We start from the raw sequence: 21224 nt of genomic DNA on the forward strand, positions 1-21224 counted from the left end.
GTTTTAATTACTTTTGAAAGGAGAAAACGTAATGAATTACTTTGATCGGTTTGCCATTCCCCATGGAGATCCACTCATTTATGCATCGATGGTTGCTATCGGTTTGACAGTGATTGCGATTATTGCCGGGTTAACCTACTTTAAAAAATGGGGCTATTTATGGCGCGAATGGTTAACAACGGTGGATCATAAGCGAATCGGCATTATGTATTTAATCTCTGCTTTACTCATGCTGTTCCGGGGTGGAGTAGACGCTATCATGATGCGAGCACAAACATCGATACCAGATAATACATTTTTGGATGCCCAGCATTACAACGAGGTATTTACCACCCATGGAGTTGTCATGATCATCTTTATGGCGATGCCGTTTATCTATGCATTAATGAACTTTGTTGTGCCATTACAAATCGGTGCCAGGGATGTTGCGTTTCCACGATTGAATGCACTCAGCTTCTGGCTATACTTTATGGGTGCAATGTTATTTAACATTTCGTTTGTTGTTGGTGGTTCACCAGATGCCGGCTGGACATCCTATTTTCCACTCGCCGGAAATGATTTTAGTCAATCGGTAGGTACCAATTATTACATGCTATCGATACAAATTGCCGGAATCGGGACATTAATTTCCGGGATTAACTTTATTACGACGATCCTAAAAATGCGTGCACCAGGTATGAAATTAATGAAAATGCCGATGTTTACCTGGACCGCGTTTATTACCAATGCGATTGTTGTATTTGCCTTTCCAGTTTTAACGATCGCTTTGTTGTTAGGTACGATGGATCGTTTATTCGGGGCAAACTTCTTTACCACTACAAATGGTGGAATGGATATGCTCTGGGCCAACCTGTTCTGGATTTGGGGACACCCGGAAGTATACATTTTAATCTTACCGGCATTCGGTGTCTACAGTGAAGTGATCTCTACCTTTTCACGACGTAACTTATTCGGGTATAAAACGATGGTTGCTTCCATCGTCCTGATCTCGTTCCTATCTTTCCTGGTCTGGACCCATCACTTCTTTACGATGGGGCAAGGGCCATTAACGAATAGTATTTTCGCGATTACGACCATGGCGATTGCCATACCGACCGGGATTAAGATCTTTAACTGGTTGTTGACGATGTGGAAAGGAAAAATCAAATTTACGGTACCAATGCTGTATTCGATCGCCTTTATCCCTATTTTTACCATTGGCGGAGTGACCGGAGTTATGCTTGGAATGGCAAGTGCCGACTATCAGTACCATAATACAATGTTCTTAGTAGCGCATTTCCATTACACCATTATTCCTGGGGTAGTATTCGCCATGCTTGCCGGTTTGACATACTGGTGGCCGAAAATGTTTGGCTTCATGTTAAATGAACGAATTGGTAAATGGGCATTCTGGTTTATTGTCGTCGGTTTTAACGTGACATTCTTCCCAATGTTCTTTACCGGACTGAACGGTCAGGCACGAAGAATGTACACCTACTCGGAAGCTACTGGATTTGGTCCACTTAACCTGCTATCGTTCGTGGGTGCGATCGGCCTTGCGATTGGCTTTGCATTAATCGTCTACAATGTTTATTACAGCGTGCGTTATGCTTCCAGAAATATTAGTTCGGATCCATGGGATGCACGCACACTGGAATGGGCAACACACAGTCCAGTACCTGAGTACAACTTTGCAACCACACCAGAAGTCGATTCCATTGAAGCATTCTGGGATCATAAGAAAAATGACCGCCCTATTTTTGCTGACAAGATAGAAACCATTCATATGCCAAATAACAGCGGTTGGCCATTCGTGTTGAGTTGTGTTTTCTTTGTCTGGGGCTTCTCACTGATTTTCAGTATGTGGCTACCGGCCATTATTCTCACACTGGTGATACTCGGATTTATGGCCTATCGTTCCTTTGAAAAAGACGACGGTCACCACATATCTGTCAAGGAAATTGAAGAAACAGAAAAGAAATTGCGAGGTGTTAGCTAATGAAGATGGATCATACGCTTCCTCTTGAATATCGATCGGAACAAAACCAAATCAACATTGTCGGTTTTTGGATTTTCCTTGGTGCCGAGATTATGTTGTTCGCTACCCTGTTTGCCACCTACTTTACCCTCGTGAATCGCACAGGGAGCGGGCCATCCGGCGCAGAAATTTTTGAAATCGGACCAGTACTCATTGAAACGTTTGTCCTTTTAACCAGTAGTTTCACAATTGGTCTTGGTGTTCATGCGATGCGGATTGGTCGTACCAAAGCAATGATGGGATTTTTTGCAATCACATTGCTGCTTGGTCTTTCCTTCCTTGGTGTGGAGATTTATGAATTTATCCATTATGTGCATATTGGTGCCGGCTTGCAAATCAGCGCCTTTACTGCCAGCTTATTAACGACGCTCGGGACGCACGGAGCGCACGTGACACTTGGTTTATTCTGGGGATTGTTTATTATTATACAGGTGAAAAGGAACGGCATCACATCCGCAACCGCAAATAAATCGTTCATTTTCTCTCTGTACTGGCACTTTCTGGATATCGTGTGGATCTTTATCTTTAGCTTCATCTACTTGAAAGGAATGATGTAAACATGGGTGAGTTATTTCCGAAAAAACAAGTAATGGGCTTCATCTTTTCCTTAGTGCTTACCCTGATTGCACTGGCTGTTTATTTCTTTGATTTGTCGTTTACGGCGGGGATGACGATCCTCCTTATTACCGCATTTGTGCAAGCTTTTGTTCAGCTGATTATCTTCATGCACGCTGGTGAAACGAAGGATAAACATTCCATCTATACGAATTTAGCTTACGGATTTGCGATTGCACTGGCAAGTATATTCGGCACCCTGCTCATTATGATATGGGATATGGCTTAAAAACAAAGCACCCGGTGAGCACACTGCTGGATGTTGAAGCCAGACATCATCAAGGAGCGTCTTTCAATAGGCGCTCCTTTTCATTTTTCCTTTATTCATGGATCAAGCCGAATCCCTTTTTCTGTTTTTCTCTCCATTTCTTCTGTAACCACGAAGAAAACGCCCATCAGAAAGATAAAAATAGCCCCCATCACTGTTCCAATACCAATGCCCATCATAGTGCCATATTGGTTCATCAAAGCATAAATGAAAATAGCAATTCCAAGTGTAAGGACTGCACAACCCACATACTTCACAACATTCAGTATTTTCAATTCAGATTTCATGACCGTCATCCCCCTTTACAAGTATTATTTACCCTGTTCACAAATTTGTCAAACTATTTTCACCAGAGAAATAACAACCGTCGCAAAGTCCCCCATATTATGTAAGTTTAGTTATTTCAAAAACTAATCACGGTCGATTCCTCTTATTATTCTCTTCCTATCAGTCGTGATAAACTGGTTCTCGGGTGATTCCTCACTGTTTTTCTTCCTTATCTGCCGTGACTGCTTCTCTTTTTCTTTTTTATTCAAAGCTTGAGCGATTGAATAAATGAAAAGATTCCAGAGCAAAATTGCTCTGGAATCTTTTCATTGCGATTTCCAAACATTTACTTAAATAGAAGCTTCATAAATCGATTGAACGGCTTCTTTTAATGCTTGATTAAACTCTTCATCCGTTTGATTAACATTCAAGTCTTGACTTAAGGCTCTGGAGAAACTTGCAATCATATTATCATTTGCTTTCAATTTCTCATTTGCTTCATCCCGGGAATATCCACCGGAAAGTGCAACCACACGTACTACATTCGGATGCTCGATAAGTTCTTTGTACATATTTGGTTTTGTTGGGATGGATAATTTCAACATTACTTTTTCATCATCATTTAACTGATCAAGATGATTTTGAATTTCTGCTTTTAACAGTTCTTCACATTTTTCTTTTTCCGGACTATGAATATCTACTTCCGGTTCAATAATTGGGACAAGACCAGCGGCAATAATTTGTTTACCTATTTCAAATTGCTGATCAACCACCGCCTTGATTCCCTCCGGATTGGCTTCTTTGATCACGGAGCGCATTTTTGTACCAAAAATATGGCGCTCATTTGCATGTTTTAATGTCTCATCCAAATCGGGAATCGGCTTCATTAACTGAACGCCATTCTGTTCTTCAGCAAGCCCTTTGTCTACCTTTAAAAATGGTACAATACCTTTCTTTTCTGCTAAATAATCAGCTGTATATAAACCCTCAACTTTTCTGTCCATCGTGTTTTCAAAAAGGATAGCACCTAAAATATACTTACTATCAAATGCAGGGGAAGTCATAATACGTGTCCGCATATCATGTACCAATTTGAACATTTCTTCCTCATTGGAAAAGGCATCTTCAGTTACACCATATGCTGCCAGTGCTTTTGGTGTACTGCCACCACTTTGGTCCAGCGCTGCAATAAAACCTTTCCCATTTTTCATTCTTTCTAATTGATCTTGTTGCATTATTTCCACTCCTTCAGGATAATTTGTACCATTCAGCCATTTAGAAAAATAAATAGATAGGCAAAAGACCACCTATATTATAACATAGTATAGTAACGGCGGAAACAGTTAGCAGCTGTCTGAATGTGATTTTACCTTAGGACTTGGTTCATCGACACGCCATCAAGTATTCCATTCCAGCGAACTTTTGTTTAGCTCGGACTTTATTCTTTTTCAATATCCCGGCTAACTAGTGTGTCCGAGTAAAATTCAATGCTGTGTTCGAGTGGCTCTTGATCGATTTTCCAATGAACTCCAAAACCGCACCAGCATATCCGCCCTCTTCCATTGCCTTCCCTCCCTACAACCTTTACAATATTCATTGGGAAAGGAGTATTCCAATGAACGTAAACTATAACCTGCCAGATTCTATACAAGAAATGCTTGAGAAAACGCCAAAAACAATAGATAACACGTTTGATGACCTGATTCGCCAAGGTGGCTATGTTCCGCCACAAATCAATTTGTTAATTGACGCTATCTCTGCTTTAAGCATGGGGAAAAATATTTTATTAAAAGGTCCAACTGGTGCAGGAAAGACGAAATTTGCCGAGACACTGTCAAACTTGTTCCAACAGCCGATGTTCAGTATTAATTGTTCCGTTGATCTTGATGCGGAAAGTTTAATGGGCTTTAAAACGTTGGCCTATCAAGATGAAAAGCAAATGATCGAATTTGTGCCAGGTCCCGTGACAAAGGCGATGCAACATGGCACTTTTTTATATATTGATGAAATTAACATGGCCAAACCAGAAACATTGCCACTAATCAATGGTGTACTGGATTACCGGCGAACAGTGACTAATCCATTCACCAATGAAATTATTCATGCCGAAGATGGATTTAACGTGATTGCCGCGATCAATGAAGGCTATGTCGGTACGGTTCCCTTGAATGAGGCCTTGAAAAACCGGTTCATTATTATTGATATTCCCTATTTGCAAGGTGAGCAACTCAAACAATTGATTCAAACGAACACAAGACTGGCAAATGAAACAACTATTGATTTATTCGTAAAACTCTCAGCCGATCTCATTAACGCAGTCTATCAGGGAAAAGTTGCCGAAGATGCCGCTTCGATCCGTGCATTATTGGATGCCTGTGATTTGAGTACAGTTATTCCGGCCAAACGGGCGATTGTCCGATCAATTACGGATAAACTGGAAGAAGAACGCGAACGGGAATTTGTTAATAATATAGCGGCTACACTATTTTAGAAGGGAGCCTGCCAGATGATGGATAACCGATGGATTGATATAAACGTCAATACGAATCTATACCTGCAGCTGCAGGATTTAACGACCGTATTATCCGGAAATACTGATTTCACCTTTGCGTACACATATGGGTCCTTCATTGACATCATCAATCATCAAGTAACCGGCAGCAGCATGTGGGATATGGATAAACCAGAAATTAGCGTACCTGGCTACAAGACGGATGTATTTTTACGAACGATCGGGACACTGCATTCTTCCCATGTTCCAACCCTAAATACCTATTTGCAAGAAATAGAAGAATCCGGACTATCGAAATTTGCTGTCCAGCTTATTACATTACTGGAAGATATCCGACTGGAGGAAGTGGTCAAACACATGCGGCCGGGAACGAAACGTGATTTTGCCATCCGTACCAAGTATTTAAAACACTTTTTTTCCACTCAATTAGCGATGAATGTGACAAGAAGTTATGCATTGGATGAGCTATTTTGCCTGATCTATCTACTATTACAAGCTGACCGGCCCGATCCGGATTTTCCGCATGCAACCGGCAAACAGCTTAAGCGATTGGAAAAACTGAAGCCACTCCTGTATGAAAGTTTTGCAGCAAAGACGTCAGCAGATATCGCTCGTATTGCAGAACAAATTGTGTTTTCATTGGAAAATGATTACATTGATATGATAAACGACTACTTCACGTTTCCTATTGCTCATATCAAGTCCTTATCAGAAAACACGTTATTTGATGAATTAACCCGAACCGATGAGTTGGCGAACCAGGACATGGAAGACGTGGATGAGAAAAACAATGAGTATTTCGATCAGCCGTTTTCCACTTGGCATCGGGAAAATCAAAACAGTGACCGGAAGCAAAACTTTCTCCAATTTGAGCTGGAAGTCGGTACGAAAACAAATATTCGTGGCGGAGCTGCTCGCGAAACCGAGGACGCGGACCAAGCGATGGGCAGCGTTCAGGGTACATCCGGAAAAAGTAATCAGAATGACTACTCCAAGCTGGAATCGTTGGAGAAACAGGAGAAGAAACGGGCTGGAAAAGAATCCAGCGATAGTATATACGGTGAAGACAATAAAAATGCTGTTGCTATTGACAAACATGCCAAGACACCCTCTGAAGCAGATCAAGCGTTATACCGGCAATATCTACAGGAGATCGAACCGTTTAAACGAAAGCTTGCGGCAACGATTGAAAAAACGATCGAGCATAAAAAGAATGCACCACGACAATATTTAGTCATCGGCCGGCTATCAAAAAAACTATTGGCGCTTGTTGTTGATGAAAGCCCTCGTGTATTTTACAAGAAAAATCAGAAATCACGCGAGGTGGACGCAGTGTTCACTCTCCTAATCGACTGTTCTGCTTCCATGCACAATAAAATGGATGAAACCAAACGCGGGATTATCCTGTTTCATGAGGTTTTGAACCAATTAAAAATCCCCCACGCCATTGTCGGTTTTTGGGAAGATGCCAACGAAACAAAGGAAGACTATCAGCCAAACTATTTTCACCGGATCCACTCTTTTAGCGATTCATTCTATCAAAATGATGGCGCTAAAATTATGCAACTGGAACCGGAAGAAGATAACCGGGATGGCTTTAGTATCCGTCTCGTTACTAAGGAATTGATAGCCAGAAGCGAAAAAAATAAATTCCTGCTTGTCTTTTCCGATGGTGAACCGGCTGCAATGGGATATGATCAAAATGGGATTGTCGACACAAACGTCGCGGTGTCTCAAGCTCGCAAACAAGGGATTGAGGTTATCGGAATGTTCCTATCCGATGGCGAGATCGATGAGCATGAAGATGCGACCATGAAGAATATATATGGAAAGGAACGCTTAATGATTCCAAGTGTAGCCGAACTACCGGCACATTTTGCACCGTTGTTGAAGCGGTTGTTGTTGAAGTCGATTTGAAATATACAAAACAGGTGAACGCTTATGCTCCTATTCAATAGAAACGTTCACCTTTTCCAGAAAATCAGTTGAATGGGACGTAAGAAGATTGTGTATGATATAAAGCTAATTGTACTCATTTACAGAACGGAGCGTTATACGTAAAATTAGTATCCTACTTTTGTTCCACACGTTCCTTCCCTAATTTCAAACCTTTTGCATAACAAATTCTTCGGTTTCTTCTTGTTAATTTAATGCAAGTGAAGCAACATCAGGTTCCCTAGTATCACAACTTCATTTAGCACTCTCCCTAAATTACTCCCCCACCCCACATGAAAAAATAATTACTTTATAACAAATACGTAATCATTACTATTTACAAATCGGAATTATTACGGTAATATATTTTACGTACTAGCGTTAAGGAGGATTTCATATATTGAAAAGAATTATTGTAATGATGATATTTTTACTATTTTCGCTTATCATTGCTGCTTGTGATTCCGCTACCAAGGATGAAACGAAGGCAGACTTAACCATTTATACATCGATTTACCCGATCCAGTATGCCGTAGAACGGATTGGCGGTGATACGGTTCATGCAGAATCCGTTTATCCACCAGGTGTCGATGCACATAGCTACGAACCAACTACAAAAAAGATGACGTCGATTGCTTCCAGTGATGCATTTATTTATTTGGGTGCCGACATGGAGGCTTTTGCCGAAACAGCTGCCGATGCGCTGCAGTCAGAGAATGTTCATTTGGTTGAGCTTGGAAAACATGAAGCGCTTTTTGATGCAGAACATGAAGAGCACAAAGAACGGGATCATACAGATGATGGGCATCATCATGGGGACCATAACCCACATATTTGGCTTGACCCCATGCGTATGATCGATATGGCTGATCTGGTCAAGCAAGAATTAACTGATTTAAACCCAGATAAAAAAGAATTGTATACAGATAACTTTGAGGCGTTGAAAAAAGATTTGTTAGCACTGGATGACAACTTCAAAAAAACATTAGAGCCGAAACAAAATAAAAAAATACTTGTTTCCCACGCCGCCTACGGATATTGGGAGGATAGATATGGGATCGAACAAATCGCAATTAGGGGTGTCACCACAAGTGATGAACCATCGCAAAAGGATTTAACCTCGATTATGAAACAAGCTAAGGAAAATAATCTGGACTATATCCTTTTTGAGCAAAACAGTTCAGACCGAATCGCCACAATCATGAAGGATCAGCTTCATGCGAATGTGGAGTACATTCATAATCTTGAAGTCTTGACCGATAATGATATAGAGAACCACGAGGATTATTTATCGTTAATGAAACATAATTTGCATATACTTGATAAAGTTACCGAGTAAAGAAGGTGAGAACAAACCATGAATCAATCAATTATTACGATGAAAAATGTCCATTACAAATATGATAAAAGAGAAGTCTTAGACCATATCAATTTTACATTACCACAAGGATCATTTATGGGATTAGTTGGACCAAATGGAGGCGGAAAAACTACCTTCATTAAATTAGTACTTGGACTACTAAAACCAGATACAGGTAACATTGAGTTGTTCGGTCAGTCAATTGAAAAATTCCATGAGTGGGATCGAATTGGATTTGTTTCACAAAAGGCCAATTCATTTAATAAAGGCTTTCCAGCAACCGTTTATGAAGTCGTATCGATGGGACTTACCGCTAAAATTGGCTATTTCAGGTTTTTTAAAAAACAGCATAAAAATAAGGTTTTGGAAGCTATTCATCAGGTAGGCATGGATGATTATACACATGAAAACATCGGAAATCTTTCTGGAGGTCAACAACAACGTGTTTTCATTGCCCGAGCCCTTGTTAACAATCCAGATTTGCTGATTCTGGACGAACCTACCGTTGGAGTTGATGCGGAAAATGTGAAACGTTTCTATGACATACTTCATCAACTACATCAAGAACAGCATATTACCTTATTACTGATAACACACGATACAGGTATGATGACTGAATATGCTACAGACATTGTTTGCTTAAATAAAACATTGTATTTTCATGGTAGCCCCAATCAATATACTTCCCTGACGGAGCGGGATCTATCCCGTTTTTACGGGCACCCGGTAAATATTGTCACCCACAATCACGCGTAATGGAGGAAACACAATGCTCTCGGATATTTTACAATTTGATTTTTTAAGAAATACATTTATAACTGGGCTGCTCATTGGGATGATTGCTCCATTGCTGGGTACATTTATTGTAGTAAGGCGTTTATCGTTGATTGCCGATGCCCTGTCTCATGTGACACTTGCCGGAATTGCATTTGGATTATTATTAGAGAAAAAACTAGCCATGACAATCATCACCCCGTTATATGGCGGAATGGCCTTTTCGGTACTTGGATCCATCTTTATTGAAAAACTTCGCGGTGTCTATAAGGCATATCAAGAGATTGCGATTCCGATTATTTTATCAGGCGGCGTTGGGCTAAGTGTTATTTTTATTTCTCTGGCAAACGGATTTAATACCGAGCTGTTCAACTATTTATTTGGCTCCGTCTCCGCAGTCAGCCAGAACGACCTTTTTACAATCTTGGGGATCTCCATTTTTGTTCTGTTAATGATTGGTTTATTTTATAAAGAACTAGTTACCTTATCATTCGATGAAGAACATGCGACTGTTTCCGGCATTCATGCAAAATGGATTCATTTGCTTTTCATCGTATTAACAGCGCTAGTAATCGCTGCCTCCATTCGAATTGTTGGTGTACTGCTCGTTTCTGCATTAATGACGCTACCGGTTGCCGCCAGTATGCGAATTGCAAAAGGATTTAAACAAACCATGTTTTTATCCATTGCATTTGGGGAATTATCTGTTATTCTGGGATTGGTTTCCGGTTATTATTTCAGTATCCCGCCCGGTGGAACAATCGTGGTTATCTCGATCATCATTTTACTGGTTTCGATAGGGTTGAAACGACTCACATTTACTTTTAAAGGGAGAAGGAATTCAAATGAAAGTTAATGAAGCAATTCAGAATTTAAAAGAAAAAGGTTATAAAACAACAAAAAAGCGAAAGGATATCTTGACTTTTTTTACAAATGCTGATGGGTATCGTTCAGCCAAAGATTTGATCCAATATATGGAACCAACCTATCCAAATATGAGTTTTGATACGGTATATCGAAACTTGCATCTGTTTAATGAGATCGGCATACTTGAAACGACGGAACTCAATGGCGAAAAACTGTTCCGTATCAGTTGCGCGGATCACCATCATCACCATTTTATTTGCAAATATTGCGGGAAAACAAAGGAAATTGATTTTTGTCCCATGAAAGAAGTAGAGGATGCATTAGCAAATTACAATATTGAAGATCACAAATTTGAAATCTATGGATTGTGCCCATCATGCCAGTCCGCATAAAGAGAAGCAGTCAAACGTCATGCAAAGTATGGAACGAATGAATATGTAAAGCGCTTAAACCGCACACACCCGCTCTTTTCATATCCTTATCAGCGGGTTTGCTGCTTCTATCAGCGGGTTTGCTGCTTCTATCAGCGGGTTTGCTGCTTCTATCAGCGGGTTTGGGGACGTCCTTTTAAATGGACGTCCCCAAACCACTATATAAAACTATGGATCACCAAAACAATGAAAAACGCGATAAATGCTAACAAGGTCTCCAATACGGTCCAAGTTTTAAACGTCTCTTTTACTGTTAATCCCAAATATTCCTTTACCAACCAGAATCCAGCATCGTTTACATGTGATAACATTAATGATCCCGCTCCGGTAGCAATAACTAATAATTCCAGGTTTACACCGGTCATGTTTGCTACAACCGGTGAGACAATTCCAGCGGCTGTGGTTAACGCAACCGTGGCAGATCCTGTAGCGACACGAATCAGTCCAGCTACGGCAAACGCCAAAACAATTGGTGACAATGCCATTTGTTCAGCCATTTGCGCAATGGAATCCCCTACACCACTGTCGATTAAAATTTGTTTAAAGCCACCACCGGCACCAATGATTAAAATAATCGACCCTACCGGTAAAATACATTCATCGACAAGCCGCTTTATCATTTTCTTATCCATTCCACGACGGAAACCTAGCAGATAAAAAGCTGCAAAACAAGAGATAAGCAATGCAATAACTGGGCTGCCGATAAAGAGGAAGATCTTCTCTACCATTTCCGGAACCGGCATATACGGCCCAAACACAGACAAGAGAATTAACACCACGGGCAACAAGATAATGAAAAATGATACGCCAACACTGGGTAGTTTTTCTACTTCTGTAGTAGAACTAACAAGCTTTGGTTCTCCTTCTGGCTTAACCCGTTTGTGCACCCACTTTGCAAAAATTGGGCCGGCAATGATAGCGGTTGGAAGAGCAATAATCAGGGAATAAATCAGTACCTTGCCAAGATTTGCGTCAAAAATGCTTATTGCCGTCATTGCTCCTGGATGTGGCGGGACAATCCCGTGCACAATAGATAAACCAGCGATGAGCGGTAACCCGATCAACAAAATATTTTGTTTGGTTTTATTACGAATGGCAATAACAAGTGGTAGTAAAATAACAATCCCTACCTCGAAAAAGACCGGAATCCCGACAATAAAACCAGTAAATAACATGGCCCATGGCAACCGTTTTTCGCCAAATATTTTAACAAAGTACTCGGAAATCTGTACACCCGCGCCGGATGCTGCCATCATTTTCCCCAAAATGGTTCCCAGCGCCAGAATACCGACCAAATGACTTAATACATCGCCAACACCGGTTTCATAGGCATCAGCAATTTTATCCAGTGATAATCCGGACATAATCGCCAAAAATAGACTTGCCACCGTCAAACTAATAAATGCATGCCAATGCCACCATGAAACACCTAAAATGACGATAACAATCGAAAGTAACGTAACAACCAACAAATAAATGTCCATACGACTCCACTCCTTCCTGTAATAGGCAACGCTTTCACTTTGGGGTCATAAACCTGTCTCATCAACAGGGGCATCCTACACCCCATTAGGCGTCATAATTAATCAGATACTTCTGTCTCTTCGTATTGTAATACCCCTCACTATACTCCACTAACTGATCATGTTCATCATATGAATAACGCTCTCGTTTCAATACAGGTTTTTCTTTATCAATCTCCAGTTTTTCTGCCACATATGCCGGAACATCAGTAACGTCAAATTGATCGCGAAACGTTTTCATTTCAATATTTTTATCCTCAATCAGTTTGTATAAAGACTGATCCTTAAATGCTGCCAGTTCCTCATCCAACAATATCCTGGATAAATAATGCGTATAATGGATATATGGCTCACCATCAAGATAGTATAACCGCTCCACACGCAAGCATTGATCACCAAACAAGCGAAATAATTCCGTTTCCTCCCCGTTCTGCACCGCTTTTACATCCAATAAATGCTTTTGCACCTGATGTCCTTTCTCTACTAAAATTTCTGTAAAGCGTTTACCTCTCGAGAGCTTGGAAGCGGTGGTATTTTGAATGACTTTTGTCCCTTTCCCGCTTTTCGTTTCCAAGTACCCTTCCTGGACAAGCTCTTTAATTGCATTTCGAACAGTAATTTTACTAACATTAAATTCTTTTTCCAATTGCGGTTCAGACGGGATATTCGTTCCGATTGCATAAATTCCGTGTAAAATGCGATCCCGTATGATATCTCTGATTTGCGAATATAATGGACCTTTTTTTCGTGTTACACGCATCGTCATCCTCCTATCTTTTTATATCACCCGCCGATACTTCCATCGCGCTTCTAATCTCTTCTTCTGTTGACATTGGCGTGTCGCCAGTAATCGTATGTGCCAGCATGCCGGCAGCAGTAGCAAAATTCACAGTTTCTTCCGGAGAATACCCTTCCAATTCACCATGGACAACGCCACTCGTATAAGCATCTCCTGCCCCAACCCGATCAAGAACGGAAAAAGTCAGTGGATCCGCGAATACCAATTGTTGATTTTTATACATAAACCCACGGAGCGTATGTGTATGATCATCGTTTATAGTACGATGCGTCCCGGCAATAATACGAATCTGATATTTTTCAGCCACCGTTGGCAACAAATCCTGGAGTTGGGCTTGGCGGTCTACTTCGTTTGTTTCCATACCAAGAATATATATGGCATCTTTCTCGTTCATCATGACAATATCGGCTAATGAAAGCATCTCTTCATAATGGGGTTTTGCTTTTTCATATCCCTGATCCCCCCATAATCCCGGACGATAGTTACAATCAAAAATCACCGTTCCACCGTTTTGATGAACGGTTTTTGCAAAGTTTTTCATGTGATTTCGCACGCGATCATTCGTTGCCAAATTAATCCCGCAGAAATGGACCATATCCACTTCTTTGGCAACCCTTTCAAAGTCATACGTTCCTTTAGCAGCAATATTGAAACTACTGTCCTGTCTGCTGGAATTCGTCACCCGGCTTGGTCTGGAACCGTAGCCATTTTCCAGGAAATACATCCGGATATAATCACCTGTCCGCTGAACAAAAGGCATAGAAATACCCAGCCTTTGCAAGTGCGCAACAGCTGCATCGCCTAGTGGATTTGCCGGTACGGTAGAAACAAGATATCCCTCATGACCAAATCTGGTTAATGCAGAAGTGACATTGACCCCTGTACCGGAAAAAGAATAGGTTAAGGTATTCGTTTGTGTTAACCGGTCATGCCCTGGAACCTCCAGGCGCATGACCACTTCACCAAATGCTGCTATTTTCTTACCCATGATTATCTACCAGCTTTTGAATTGTTGCATAGATTTCACGGACATCATCGGTATTCGTCTTCCCGGTTTCTTTATCAATAATGGACGAATACACATGGGGAATAATTTTTGGCACGTTTGCTTCCAAAGCTATACGAACAATTGGTTCAAGATTTTCCTTATTTATACCTCCAGTTGGCTCCAATGCGAATCCTTCTTCTCCGCAAATACGTGCCACTTCCCGGTATTCATCCTCATGGGCTAGTCCTTTCATTGGGAAATATTTTAATGCATTACCGCCCATGTCCCTAATCAGTGCGATTGCGGATTGAACTGGCACAATGGCTTGCTCCGTTTGCTCTGCACTAGCAGGACCAGTTGAAATATTCACATAGCCTGCTTTGCCTGTTGGCGATACGAGGGCGTTAATCCAGCTCTCTTTTTCTCCAAGGTTCGCCCTTGTCGCCCCAACCGATGGGAATACCTGATTGATGTGGCTGCCGGCGTAATGCTTGGCAATCTCCGCTACCACAGCAGCCTGACGATTGTCTCCCGCACCTAAACCGATCGATACACTTTCCTCAATTTCTGTACCATATGCCTTCATCGCTTCTACGGCCTTATCGACTGTTGAATAATCTTTTGACAAAACACCAATTAAAACATGCCCCTCGGCAGCATCATATACTTCTTTCGCATTTTCTACGCTATTTGCCAATACATTCAATGCAATCCGATCTTTATAAAAACGTGTTGTGATGGACATATTACTTTCCCCCAATGATTTCTTCTATTTTGGCCTTAATTACATTTATATCATCGCCTTGAAGTGGCCGCGGATCGATATCAAAAAAGCCCTGTCTGACACCATAATCCCTTGTATATACAGCTATTTCTCCTTCACGCAAACGAGTGACAACATCTGCTGCAGTTATTTTTGCTTTTTCCGGATCAATTTGCACACGTGCCCGAAAAATCTTCCTGCCGGCTTCATCTTGTACAATCGTCACATTCACACCGTCTATCTCACACAATGGAAGCAAGGTGTTCAGTGTCGCTTTTTCTTGTTCACTATTATCCTCTTTTGTTCCATATTCCTTGATTGCTTGCAGCAGGCCAAAAGTTGTTTCTTTGCCAACCTTCATACTGCGTCCAATATAATGCAGTTGCAACTTAATCCACTCAATATATTGGCGTTTCCCACCAACAATACCTGAAGTTGGCCCCTCGATCGCTTTCGAACCACTATAAATTGCTAAATCGGAAATAGGAATGTATTTTTGAATATCCTCTTCCGCTGCTGCATCAACAATAAGTGGTACACCATTGCGTTGAGCAACTTCCCATGCTTCTTCAACGGAAATCATATTTTTTTGAACTGCATGGTGTGACTTGACATAAAGGATGGCCGCAGTACTCGTATTGATTGCCTCTTCAATATGTTCCGCTTTCCCCTCATTTGCGTAACCAACCTCAACCAGTCGACCGCCACCTAAATAAACCATCGTTTCCACCGGCGCACCATATTGGACATTATGACCCTTCAACATAATCACTTCATTGTTAGGCAGGATATCTTGATGCAGCCGTTCACTTTTTCGACGGCTTCCTTGTGTAACAAGCGCTGCAATCGATAAAGCAATCCCACTGGAAGCAGAATTAACAACTACGGCAGCCTCGGATCCCAGGATTTCGGCGATATAATCTCCCGCCTTATCCACCAGATCAGCTATTTCAACATATTGCTGACCGCCTTGTTTCATCGCATCCATGACGGTATCTGTTGGTGCTGATACGCCAAGAATACTCATTCGGCCGCTGGCATTAATCACACGTTTTAAGCCATACTTAGCATTCAATGATTCGGTCATTGATCACCACACCCTTTGCTTTGATTTCCTTGCTGGCAGTTCGTTTTTCTCCTTCTGAATCTGTCAATGTAACCGGATGATCCTCGACGGTGAACAAGGTTAAATTCGCCTGATCACCAACTTTTATCCGTCCAAGTTCTGGTTTTTGCAGCCAGTCTGCAGCGTTGGTTGTTACCGCTTGGATCACTTCCTCGAGTGAATAGCCCAAATACAGAAACTTGGAAAGGACATTGGCCATACTATAGACAGGTCCATTTAAACGGTTCCCACGATAAATGTCTGTGCTGATAGTATCAAAATGGATGCCATGCTGTTTTGCGGTTTCCGCAACCTTAAAGGAAAAACTTGCCGTTCCATGCCCCACATCGAAATGAACTCCGCGTTTGATTGCATCTACAAATACAGGTAAGGGCGCCCCTTCGTTATCAAACAAATTATTGGCTTTCCCATTTAAAAAGTGTGTGACGACATCATGTTTTTCCAAAAGTGGGAGTACGTCTTCTATATTCGGTGGTGCAGAACCGATATGCACCATCAGTGGCAATGTTGTTTTCGCGGAAATTTCCCTTGCCAAATGTAACGGTTCCACATCATTTCCAGAGACAACACTTGAGCTCATCCGGGCTTTCAAGCCAACAATGGAGTCTTGATACCTATTGGCTGCCGTTACCGCTTTCTCTTGATCAATCCATTCCAAATTCGATAACTCATCCACCCGTCTCAAGCCAATTCGGGAAATGTTTAAAAAGGCAAACAATCTCGTCAAGCTCTTTTTGCTGTTGGCAACCAAATCGCCTATCCGATCCGCCCCACAGCTGCCAGCGTCCACAATGGTTGTGACTCCCTGTTTCACACCGATTTCATCTATTTCATCGCCATATGGATCAAATTCTGGAAAAGCGTGAACATGCAAATCAATCCAGCCACTTGATACATACATGCCACTAGCATCAAATTCCTGCTGACCACGTCCTTTCCCGGCACCTGTCACTTCGGCAATTGTACCGTTTTCAATGACAATGTCGATTTCCTCTCCGTTTAACCTTTTCGCATGACGCAAAACAAATTGGTTCGTCATTTATATGTCACCTGTTTCTTACTCGGATTTTAATGCGTTTTCATTTTTCATAGGTAATAATATCATATAAAGGACATTATGTAAATATAACGTTATAATGTTTAGCAGAATAAAATTCTCTTACAGATTCCATTGTTATTAATTTCCCAACCAAAAATTAGGAGCTTAGAGATTAACTTCTAAACCCCGAGTAATTCCGAATTTTGGTTTATTAATACGTGATAAATCCCTACCATAATCAGGTGAGAAGCGATTGTTTTATGCATGCTCAGCTGCAATGGCATCTTTCTTCGTTACATGGACGGTTCCAAATGGATGTTCAGGTGGAGCATAAATAGAATACAGCTTCAGAGGCACATTACCTGTATTAGTAACATTATGCCATGTCCCGGCTGGAACAAAAATGGCACTATCTTCTTGAACATTTTGCCGGAACGTTAAATTGTTTTTGGAATCTCCCATTTGAACAATTCCTTTACCTTCTTCAATCCGCAGAAATTGGTCTGTTGATGGGTGAACTTCCAAACCAATATCTTCACCTACACGAATACTCATTAACGTTACCTGCAAATGTTCTCCGGTCCATAACGCAGTACGAAATGTACGATTTTGCTCAGCAGCTTTTTCAATATCCACTACAAAAGGTTGTTTTCCATGATCCCTAACAACCCTGTTATTGTTATTCATGGCATCATGCTCCTGCTTCGGAACCTCTGGTGTATAACCGTACCAAACTTGCCTGTTATAATCATATGGAGGAACTTGAACAAAGTAATGCCATGGATAAATATTCATGTAAGGATAATAGTACATTTTCTTCATCCCTTTCAAATTGATCACAGTATCCTATGCACCGTATTTCAGAAATGGAACTTGCACTGCTGTAACTTTTAATTACTCAAAGTCAATATAATACTAGCCATCCTCCACCATTCTCTTCTTTAAAAATTTGTCTAATGACCCGCGATCTCATTATTATCATAATAAAAGGCGTTATTTTGCTCTGCTCTTCTCCTTCTATTAAGAATAAAGTACTTTCGTTAGCTTTGAAAAATCAATTTGTTTGCTTCATGCTCTTATCCAGGAAAAATCGTTAACCTTTAGTCTAACATCTTTCATACATTATTTCCCTTATAGTATCAAATCACTTTTCATTACTAGTTTCTGGTACATATACTATAATTTTTCCATTAGGATATGCCCCCTTCCACCCGCATGGCCATCCTCCCTGTTTATATATATCAAAAATCCGTTCATAAAAATTATCCGTTTTCCCATTAACTAACCTATTTAAAGCGCACATTGTAAGATCCCCCTCAACTTCTTCATTTATATCAATATAATCAAAAGGGAGAAAATCATTAGCGTTATTAATATGGTTACCAAAGTATTCATACAACTCATCTTGCAAAGAAGCAAAATCCAAATTATATACCTTTTCTACAATATTTTCACTTTCCACCGATTTAACATACTCCCACACAGTATAGTCCTCATTTAAGTCCTGTGACCATGCAAAATTTTGCGCCTCGCCAAAGTCGTTAATTACTTCCGCATTAGTAATAAAACCTCTATTATTAAACATCTTACTGTTATAAATAAAATTCATTACTTTTTCTACTAATTGTGTGTTTTCGCCAAAGTTCACGTTTATGTATCGATTCAGCACTTTAAGGTCCTCTCCCAACCTTTCTAGTCTGCTCATGATCCAGTTCATACTCATCTTTATATGCCAATGCAATTTCAACCACCCGCTCTAGTGAGAAATCTTCTTCATTCCAAAATCAAATCACTAGGAGCTGGATGAGGAACATTTTCTTCCAAAATTTCTATATACCTCCTTGCCGGATAACTTGGAACTATAAATTTTGTTTACCAATTCTTCTTTGGATAACCTTTTTTTCATAGTTTTCGCCTTCCTTTAATTAGTTCCTTGCTCTCCAAAATAATATGCAGGATCCAAAATGTTTTGGTGCATTTTCGGTGATAATAATTCCAAATTAATGAAATGACAATGGTACTATTCATCTAATACGGATACTTTTTAACAACCTACTATGTACCGAGCTATGTTTTGAATCCAGGCACTTACACATTTCAAATGCATCACTGTGTCCGGATCCAAGCATTTTACTCGCTATCCCGCGCATCTTTCGCAAATTGTTTCCGAAAACTTAAGGCAACCACAATCAGCAGCAGGGAAACAATCGCAACGAAAAGATATATTGGCTGGTATGCAGCATGTGCCGCCTCATTGAAGGCACTATGTAATGATTGCCTAACTTCCGGAACCGGGATCTGATCGATGTTTGCTTCGATATTACTGTATCCGCCAGAGCCTTGAACGTGTTTCATTGCTTCTTTTGGTATATCGTTCATATCAACATGCTGTTCTCGCAATTTTTCCGGGATTAGCGTACCAAGTTTGCTAAATCCCTGCTGTATAAATGTTGCAAAAATCGTTGGTGCGATGGTCAGCCCGATTTGGCGTGACACCGACAATGTGCCAATCGCGATACCTTTTTGGGTTCCGGCAGCATTGGCTGTTAAAACCGTTAATGGTGCGCCCAGCATGAAGCCAAAGCCGATTCCCGCGATTACAGTAAATATGATAAATGTCAGCTTGGTATCGGTAAAGAGTGCCAAGCCGGCAAACCCGATAAACGAGATAATTCCCGCAAACACCAATGTATTAACCGGGCCTCTCTTGTCAACAAAATGACCTCCCCCACTTGCGCCAATACCTGAGGCGAGTGCCAATGGGGTCATCCAGTAACCCGATTTGGCGGCTGGTATACCCAACACCTGCTCAGCAAAGGATGGAATAAAAATGACAGCACCGATAAATGTTCCTGACATGAACGCCATAATCATCGTCATGGAATAGGTCGATTTCCGCAATAAGGCAAACGGCAAAATCGGATCAACATTATTATGTTCTTGCCGTTTTTCCAGCAACAATAGTCCCGCAAAGATGATAATACCAAGTATTAAAAGGCCTAGGACACTCCAGCTAAGAAAACTGTCCAGTAAGTTGCCAGTACCAAGATTATTCACAGCAAACATGACACTTAAAATGGATAAAGATAAGAGCGTGATGCCTAGATAATCAATTTTGGACATGACAACGTCTTTTGTTTCTTTTAGGAAAACCCATCCGAATACAAATAAGATAATCCCGATTGGAACATTAATCAAAAACAGCCAGTGCCAATTTCCTGTCCAATCGATTAGAAAACTTCCGATATTGGGACCAATCACCGAAGCAATTCCATTCATCGCACCTAAAAAACCAAGCATGCTTCCTTGACGATTTTTCACAACGGTACTGATGACATGCGAACTGGCAATGATAAAAATACCACCGCCACCAAACGATTGGAGAAGACGTGCAGCCAAAAAGAAAGCAAAATTCGGGCTCAACGCTACACCAAGTGAACCAATACTAAAAAGCGCTATTTCAATCAAAAACAATCTTTTTCGCCCGAACCGGTCAGCCAATTTCCCTACAATCGGTGTGGTGACAGCAAGCCCAAGGGTATACAGGGTTATCCCCCAGGAGCCAAGTGTTGCCGACACATGAAAGGAAGCATTGATCGTTGTCAAAGCAGCACTAATAATGCCATTGTCCAGTGCTGCCATAAACACACCAATTAATAGAATAATAAATGAAACATTCATTTTCGTTTGTTGTTCCGCAGTATTCATTGCCGTTCATCTCCTGCCTGCCAAAATCTATCTTTGTGCAAGTATACCAGAACAAATTTTTAATGGCGATGGCAACACGACAAACCTCCCTGAATCTGGCAAGCTGTCTCTCAAGTTGGGCTGTTCTCTCACGAATTCATGTGATGCCTCCCGAGTTGTGCGCGCGCTCTCCCGTCTTTATGCTGTTGTCTCCCGGGTTAGACGTACGCTCTCCCGTCTTCTCACCGCTGTC

Annotated in this window: 20 protein-coding genes; 9 read left to right on the plus strand and 11 right to left on the minus strand. The window is 41.0% G+C overall.

Annotation, left to right across the window (positions count from 1 at the left end):
- The first annotated feature begins 31 nt into the window (after positions 1–31).
- From qoxB to qoxD, 3 genes are read left to right on the plus strand one after another with little or no spacing between them, the layout of a single operon-like run.
- Positions 32–1978 (plus strand): cytochrome aa3 quinol oxidase subunit I, encoded by a 1947-nt coding sequence (qoxB, locus tag O2S85_RS13745; RefSeq protein WP_269409875.1) that lies wholly within the window; start codon positions 32–34, stop codon positions 1976–1978.
- The gene (gene qoxC / locus O2S85_RS13750; RefSeq protein ID WP_269409876.1) at positions 1978–2574 is read left to right on the plus strand and encodes a cytochrome aa3 quinol oxidase subunit III; all 597 of its coding nucleotides are present in this window, start codon (positions 1978–1980) and stop codon (positions 2572–2574) included. The genes qoxB and qoxC overlap by 1 nt, the downstream gene beginning before the upstream one ends.
- A 2-nt stretch (positions 2575–2576) precedes the next feature.
- Positions 2577–2861, plus strand: a complete 285-nt coding sequence (qoxD, locus tag O2S85_RS13755; RefSeq protein WP_269409877.1) for a cytochrome aa3 quinol oxidase subunit IV — start codon at positions 2577–2579, stop codon at positions 2859–2861.
- Positions 2862–2956: 95 nt separating this feature from the next.
- Here the strand turns inward: qoxD and O2S85_RS13760 are convergent, their stop codons facing one another.
- Together O2S85_RS13760 and O2S85_RS13765 are read right to left on the minus strand one after the other, a co-directional pair.
- A complete protein-coding gene (locus O2S85_RS13760; RefSeq protein ID WP_269409878.1) occupies positions 2957–3187 on the minus strand; it encodes a hypothetical protein in 231 nt (76 codons plus the stop codon).
- A gap of 330 nt (positions 3188–3517) precedes the next feature.
- The gene (locus tag O2S85_RS13765; protein WP_269409879.1) at positions 3518–4402 is read right to left on the minus strand and encodes a fructose bisphosphate aldolase; all 885 of its coding nucleotides are present in this window, start codon (positions 4400–4402) and stop codon (positions 3518–3520) included.
- 380 nt (positions 4403–4782) lie between these two features.
- Here O2S85_RS13765 and O2S85_RS13770 point away from each other — a divergent pair, with 380 nt between their 5' ends.
- From O2S85_RS13770 to O2S85_RS13795, 6 genes are all read left to right on the plus strand, one after another.
- Positions 4783–5658, plus strand: a complete 876-nt coding sequence (locus tag O2S85_RS13770) for an AAA family ATPase (RefSeq protein ID WP_269409880.1) — start codon at positions 4783–4785, stop codon at positions 5656–5658.
- 15 nt (positions 5659–5673) lie between these two features.
- Positions 5674–7596 (plus strand): vWA domain-containing protein, encoded by a 1923-nt coding sequence (locus O2S85_RS13775; RefSeq protein ID WP_269409881.1) that lies wholly within the window; start codon positions 5674–5676, stop codon positions 7594–7596.
- Positions 7597–8014: 418 nt separating this feature from the next.
- A complete protein-coding gene (locus tag O2S85_RS13780) occupies positions 8015–8953 on the plus strand; it encodes a metal ABC transporter solute-binding protein, Zn/Mn family (protein ID WP_269409882.1) in 939 nt (312 codons plus the stop codon).
- A gap of 18 nt (positions 8954–8971) precedes the next feature.
- Positions 8972–9730, plus strand: coding sequence for a metal ABC transporter ATP-binding protein (locus O2S85_RS13785; RefSeq protein ID WP_269409883.1), 759 nt, complete (start codon positions 8972–8974; stop codon positions 9728–9730).
- 13 nt (positions 9731–9743) lie between these two features.
- Entirely contained in the window at positions 9744–10604 is an 861-nt protein-coding gene (locus tag O2S85_RS13790) for a metal ABC transporter permease (RefSeq protein ID WP_269409884.1), read from the plus strand.
- Positions 10594–11007: a Fur family transcriptional regulator gene (locus tag O2S85_RS13795; RefSeq protein ID WP_269409885.1), complete on the plus strand. Its 414-nt coding sequence runs from the start codon at positions 10594–10596 to the stop codon at positions 11005–11007. The genes O2S85_RS13790 and O2S85_RS13795 overlap by 11 nt, the downstream gene beginning before the upstream one ends.
- 197 nt (positions 11008–11204) lie before the next feature.
- On the opposite strand, the gene O2S85_RS13800 is transcribed toward O2S85_RS13795, so the two are convergent.
- The 9 genes from O2S85_RS13800 to O2S85_RS13845 all read right to left on the minus strand — a co-directional run bounded on the left by O2S85_RS13800 (position 11205) and on the right by O2S85_RS13845 (position 20992).
- A complete protein-coding gene (locus O2S85_RS13800) occupies positions 11205–12530 on the minus strand; it encodes a GntP family permease (protein ID WP_269409886.1) in 1326 nt (441 codons plus the stop codon).
- 85 nt (positions 12531–12615) lie between these two features.
- Positions 12616–13335, minus strand: coding sequence for a GntR family transcriptional regulator (locus O2S85_RS13805; RefSeq protein ID WP_269409887.1), 720 nt, complete (start codon positions 13333–13335; stop codon positions 12616–12618).
- 4 nt (positions 13336–13339) lie between these two features.
- The gene (locus O2S85_RS13810; protein ID WP_269409888.1) at positions 13340–14356 is read right to left on the minus strand and encodes a sugar kinase; all 1017 of its coding nucleotides are present in this window, start codon (positions 14354–14356) and stop codon (positions 13340–13342) included.
- On the minus strand, positions 14349–15101 hold the full coding sequence (gene dagF / locus O2S85_RS13815; RefSeq protein ID WP_269409889.1) for a 2-dehydro-3-deoxy-phosphogluconate aldolase: 753 nt from the start codon (positions 15099–15101) through the stop codon (positions 14349–14351). The genes O2S85_RS13810 and dagF overlap by 8 nt, the downstream gene beginning before the upstream one ends.
- Position 15102: 1 nt before the next feature.
- Complete coding sequence (locus tag O2S85_RS13820) at positions 15103–16206, minus strand: DgaE family pyridoxal phosphate-dependent ammonia lyase (RefSeq protein ID WP_269409890.1); 1104 nt, start codon at positions 16204–16206, stop codon at positions 15103–15105.
- Complete coding sequence (locus O2S85_RS13825) at positions 16184–17284, minus strand: amidohydrolase/deacetylase family metallohydrolase (protein ID WP_269409891.1); 1101 nt, start codon at positions 17282–17284, stop codon at positions 16184–16186. The genes O2S85_RS13820 and O2S85_RS13825 overlap by 23 nt, the downstream gene beginning before the upstream one ends.
- 258 nt (positions 17285–17542) lie before the next feature.
- A complete protein-coding gene (locus O2S85_RS13830) occupies positions 17543–18097 on the minus strand; it encodes a cupin domain-containing protein (RefSeq protein WP_269409892.1) in 555 nt (184 codons plus the stop codon).
- A 331-nt stretch (positions 18098–18428) separates the two neighbouring features.
- Entirely contained in the window at positions 18429–18932 is a 504-nt protein-coding gene (locus O2S85_RS13835; protein WP_269412590.1) for a cytoplasmic protein, read from the minus strand.
- Positions 18933–19414: 482 nt separating this feature from the next.
- A complete protein-coding gene (locus O2S85_RS13845; protein ID WP_269409893.1) occupies positions 19415–20992 on the minus strand; it encodes an MFS transporter in 1578 nt (525 codons plus the stop codon).
- Positions 20993–21224: the final 232 nt, after the last annotated feature.

The sequence above is a fragment of the Lentibacillus daqui genome (assembly GCF_027186265.1).
GTDB classification, from domain to species: Bacteria; Bacillota; Bacilli; order Bacillales; family Amphibacillaceae; genus Lentibacillus_C; species Lentibacillus_C daqui.